The organism is Trichocoleus sp. FACHB-46, from assembly GCF_014695385.1.
Lineage (GTDB): Bacteria > Cyanobacteriota > Cyanobacteriia > FACHB-46 > FACHB-46 > Trichocoleus.
Genome location: NZ_JACJOD010000091.1, coordinates 1 through 4,128 on the forward strand (window position 1 = coordinate 1; position 4,128 = coordinate 4,128).

General features: G+C 46.3%; 4 protein-coding genes and 1 pseudogene. 3 read left to right on the forward strand and 2 right to left on the reverse strand.

Features of this window, described 5'->3' with window-relative positions:
- Positions 1-305: 305 nt before the first annotated feature.
- Together H6F72_RS29510 and H6F72_RS29515 are read left to right on the forward strand one after the other, a co-directional pair.
- Positions 306-725 (forward strand): hypothetical protein, encoded by a 420-nt coding sequence (locus tag H6F72_RS29510; RefSeq protein ID WP_190443606.1) that lies wholly within the window; start codon positions 306-308, stop codon positions 723-725.
- Positions 668-1,018 (forward strand): hypothetical protein, encoded by a 351-nt coding sequence (locus tag H6F72_RS29515; protein ID WP_190443607.1) that lies wholly within the window; start codon positions 668-670, stop codon positions 1,016-1,018. Before H6F72_RS29510 ends, H6F72_RS29515 begins: the two co-directional genes overlap by 58 nt.
- Positions 1,019-1,113: 95 nt before the next feature.
- On the opposite strand, the gene H6F72_RS29520 is transcribed toward H6F72_RS29515, so the two are convergent.
- Together H6F72_RS29520 and H6F72_RS29525 are read right to left on the reverse strand one after the other, a co-directional pair.
- Positions 1,114-1,395 (reverse strand): antibiotic biosynthesis monooxygenase, encoded by a 282-nt coding sequence (locus H6F72_RS29520; RefSeq protein ID WP_190443608.1) that lies wholly within the window; start codon positions 1,393-1,395, stop codon positions 1,114-1,116.
- A 434-nt stretch (positions 1,396-1,829) separates the two neighbouring features.
- Entirely contained in the window at positions 1,830-2,156 is a 327-nt protein-coding gene (locus H6F72_RS29525; RefSeq protein ID WP_190443609.1) for an STAS domain-containing protein, read from the reverse strand.
- Positions 2,157-3,722: 1,566 nt separating this feature from the next.
- On the opposite strand from H6F72_RS29525, the pseudogene H6F72_RS29530 reads away from it, so the two are divergent.
- A pseudogene (locus tag H6F72_RS29530) lies at positions 3,723-4,091 on the forward strand (IS5 family transposase); the annotation flags it as partial.
- Between the last annotated feature and the right edge of the window lie 37 nt (positions 4,092-4,128).

The window sequence follows — 4,128 nt, forward strand, 5'->3', positions numbered from 1 at the left end:
CAAGGATTTCCCATTCTGCATCAGTCAGAGTGCTCGAATATGCCATGGCGACTAAACTAGAGGATTGTAGGTGCCTTTATTCACCATTATAAAGATGTCAAATCGGCTCTATAAGCTGTCATTGATGCAGGGGTGACTTGTTAACGAGTCAGAACTTCAAAGAATCGAGAAGGCGATCGCCCCTCTACTTCACTGGAGCGATCGCAGTCAAAGACAGTTTCTTGACTGTCCATTCTAAGAAGGAAGCTCAAAGCCGCTGTTTTACACTGAAGCCACTTGCCAGCAAGGAAAGGGGTTAGACTTTGATGCAATTTTGGTTGGTTATCTTGTTAGAGGCCATTTGCGGATCGATCGTTGGAGCTGTGGCCTGGGCTTACCTGATTGCAGCCTTAGCCGTTTTCCGGGCTAAAACCGATGCTCATTCTGGCTATATACCTGAACCAGCCGCTGATAAAGTACCGTTTTCTCTTGAAACAGTGCGGCTCATCGGTTCCATTGTGGCCCCTCTATTGAGCACTTATTTGATTTGGATCGGGATGCCACTCTCTTATGTCGTCATTGGAAGTGTGCTCCTAGCGGCCTGGAGCGTTGTGCTTTGTCCTGACTTCGAAGACCCGCACTCTTCTTGGTTTATTCCCTCTGCTTTTTATCTCCCCTGCTTGCCGTTATGTACCGTTCTGGCAAGCATCAGAGAGCTGAAATCCAAAATGACCAAAGGGCTATAAAGCCACAGACCCTCTCAAGTATTACTGCGAGTGTCAGAAACGAAGCGATCGCTCCTCCATCCCCAGCAGCCTTAAGCGATCGCCCCTGCAACTTTTCCCAAATTGGGGAACACAACCTCATCACTGAACTGCTGCTCGTCCCTGCCAGTTGTCCAGAATTAGGACATCTGTTTACACTGGCTCTGGAGTTGAAGAGCGATCGCCACACGTCCCAAATTGGGACAACTAACCAACAAAGACGAGTGGAGGCTTGGGGTTTCCTGGCTGCTGCTGAGCGATCGCGCTATTGTTAGGTATTTTTGGGATTTTGCGCGCTGGAGTCGGGTGAATCCCAATCATTTTCGTGTAGCTACGCAATAGTAATTCATGAATAAAGCAGCTTACGCCTCTACAAAACCCCTGACTCTAGTTGCTCTAAATATATGAAATCAGGAGACTTTACTCCAGCATCGGCTCTTATCTTCACAAGTTCAGGAGATTCAAAAAATCGCTTGGCATCCTCTATCGATGTCCAGGATGAGAAATGCACCACTTTGTTAGGATTACTTTCATACTTTAAGACCTGATACGCTCTCTCTCCAGCTTCCCTTCTTATATCGGAGGCATCATCGAAAATCTTCTTCCATGACTTATAGTCTTCAACTTCATGAATGATCAGTACATATTTCATGCTTTTTCTAACTTCTAGTATTTTGATTGACTAAACAAAGGCTTCGGCCTGCGTTAGCTTTCCGACTGTCAAAGCTGGGCCTAGGTTTTGCGTCACAGTGCGTCGCATCTTACGCTTCACTAGAGCGATCGCCCTTTCAACTTTCCCCCAATTGGGGAACGCAGCTTCATCAAAGCAGAGGCTGGCTTAGCTTCCTCAGATACTCCTACAGCCAATTATTCTCCTTAAGAAACTGAACTGCTGACATCCACCCTTGTATAACAGCAATTAGGGCTTTTATGGGTTTGTTTTCTATTCGAGCCCAAAAGCCTTGGTTCCACAAATCCCACTCAGTGCTACCCGAAGCATAAAGATTATTGCTTTTTATCCATGCTTCGGCTCTCTCGCCTGCTTCCGCTGGCAAAATCATCACTTCTGTTCTGCTCTATCGAAAATCAAGCTCCTAGCCCCGTCTCTTGAAACTCAGCTTGATTCGCGAAAATAGAGAAGGTCCGACTAATACCAGCTTCTTCTAGAAGAAGCTGAATGGGCTCATTGAGGGAGCATAGAAACAATTGCCCTTGGGCTGTTTGAACATCCTTGAGAATCGCGACTAAAATCCTTAATCCGGCGCTATCCATCGATTCGATCTCTTGAAAGTTAATCAAGAACGTCTTGATTCCAGCCCCAAGGGCATCCTGAATTTCCTCACGAACGTCGGTCGCAGAGGCACCACTAAAGTCTGGAGAGGGATAAGAAATCAGGAGGGGATTAGTCCGCATAGTATCTCTGTGGAGAAAACTAGTTTTAAGTATCCAATGATACATAAATTTCCACAAAGCACCGATGTTTAAAGTGTAAAGCTGAGGCTAGCAATCCTGAGCCAAAAATGTCAGTTCTTGCCGCGATCGCCTGTTACCCTTTACCAAACCCGATCGCACCTTTAACTTTTCCCAATTGGAGAACGCAACCCCATCACTGAACTACCGCTCATTCCCGCCAGTTGTCCAGAATTCGGACATCGGCTGGGATGAAATGCTTACCTCAATGAGGACGAGTGGGAGCCCTGGGGGATCTTGGCTGCTGAGCGATCGCTCAGCTTCAGCGGATGTTGAGCCAGGTCTTACAAAGCTCCCTTAAGTCAGGATACGTAGACACTATAAGAATTTGCAACATCAACCACATAAAATGTTGGGAACCCATTGAACAGATTCTTACAACTCGAAGGTCGTTCTATGTATCCTCTCGTCCTGTCTCATGAGGTCGTTTCAACCTTTTCCTTTTGGCATAGGGTGTACTTCAAGAAGGCATTTCTGCTGGTAAAGAGCTGTACGGTTTCTATAAAAAGTTCAATACCGATCAAAGACAGGAAGCTTTCAATACGGCAGTCAGTTTATCGGAGACGGGGATTGAAGTTTGTATTACTTGTCTACCGACTGCGTACAAGGTTTGGGTTAGCCTCAGAAAATTGGAGCAAGTTGCATTGTGTTTTTTGTTAAATGCACAGCCAGACGAAGCAACGCCTATTTAGCTAGCTAACAAGTTATCGAGACACTTCTAAGGCTGCTCTGCCTAGCTACAGACTTGATGAGAGCTGGGAATCAAGCTGAGCTGCTAACAGGTGAAACCTCAAGAGAAGCTTTTGCGAGAGCCAAGGATGCAGGTTTAACCGTCGTAGGGTGGAGCCTGTCAGCATCAAACCGCAACCTTTAACTGCTGAGCGATCGGAGTGAAGACTTAAGAAATCCTTAACTTGTATGTAGAAAATATAACTTTGTTATCACAAACCCATGCCACAATCAATAAGTATAAAAATATACTCATTGATTTGATAAACAGTTAAGCAATGACCGTATTAACAGGTGAATGTTTGCTTTCCGAGGCAGGCCATCTATACCGAGTTATAGAAGCCGTTGATGACGTGGTTTCTATAACTAGAGTTAATAGCTATACAGTGCTGGCCTTTAAGAGTTGTACGCTCCAAACTCTGTTTCGTCCTTCTGCCTGCTCTGAAGCTAGAGACTCTTGCAAAGGATGGTTACCGATAGAGGCTAAATAGCTTTTTAAGGGCCTCTTACACTCAATACTCTGGATTCGGAAATATAGACCCGCATGGCCAATGAGACTTAATTAGCAATTTGAATTGGCCCCTTTTGACTCAAACCCTACCTACACGGGATCAAGGCCCAAAAAGCCCAATTCAAACCAATTCAAAAGTTCGATCGCCTACTCTACCCACGATCCCAGCACCTAACTCACTCACGAAAATTACCCCAACCAGCACTCTAGGGCGTGTTTTAAAACCCTTTGGCAGAATAGAAATAGTGCAGGAATACTGATTAGCCTCCATGATTCTTCCACCACAAAAGAAGAACCGACGGGGTGAATTAAACGATCGGCAGTGGAAGCGCATTTGGCCCCTGCTTCCACCACAAAAGCCTCATACAGGTTGCCCCGCTAAAGACCATCGAACCGTCATCAACGGCATCTTGTGGATTCTCAGAACTGGTGCTCCTTGGCGAGACTTACCCAGTCGCTATGGCCACTGGTCAACAGTTTCAGGTCGATTCTACCACTGGCGTCACATCGGCTTGTGGCAGCAACTGCTCGAAGCCCTGCAGATCGAGGCCGATGCCGAGGGCAAAATTAACTGGGACATCCACTTTGTCGATGGGAGTGTTGTCCGTGCGCATCAACATGCAGCAGGAGCAAAAAGGGGGAACTAGCCCCAAGCAGCCTCTTATCCACCACTGA

Bases quoted from the DNA above. Each gene is read 5' to 3' on its own strand.
- H6F72_RS29525 (WP_190443609.1), bottom strand. From the start codon at position 2,156: ATGCGGACTAATCCCCTCCTGATTTCTTATCCCTCTCCAGACTTTAGT.
- H6F72_RS29510 (WP_190443606.1), top strand. From the start codon at position 306: ATGCAATTTTGGTTGGTTATCTTGTTAGAGGCCATTTGCGGATCGATC.
- H6F72_RS29520 (WP_190443608.1), bottom strand. From the start codon at position 1,395: ATGAAATATGTACTGATCATTCATGAAGTTGAAGACTATAAGTCATGG.
- H6F72_RS29515 (WP_190443607.1), top strand. From the start codon at position 668: ATGTACCGTTCTGGCAAGCATCAGAGAGCTGAAATCCAAAATGACCAA.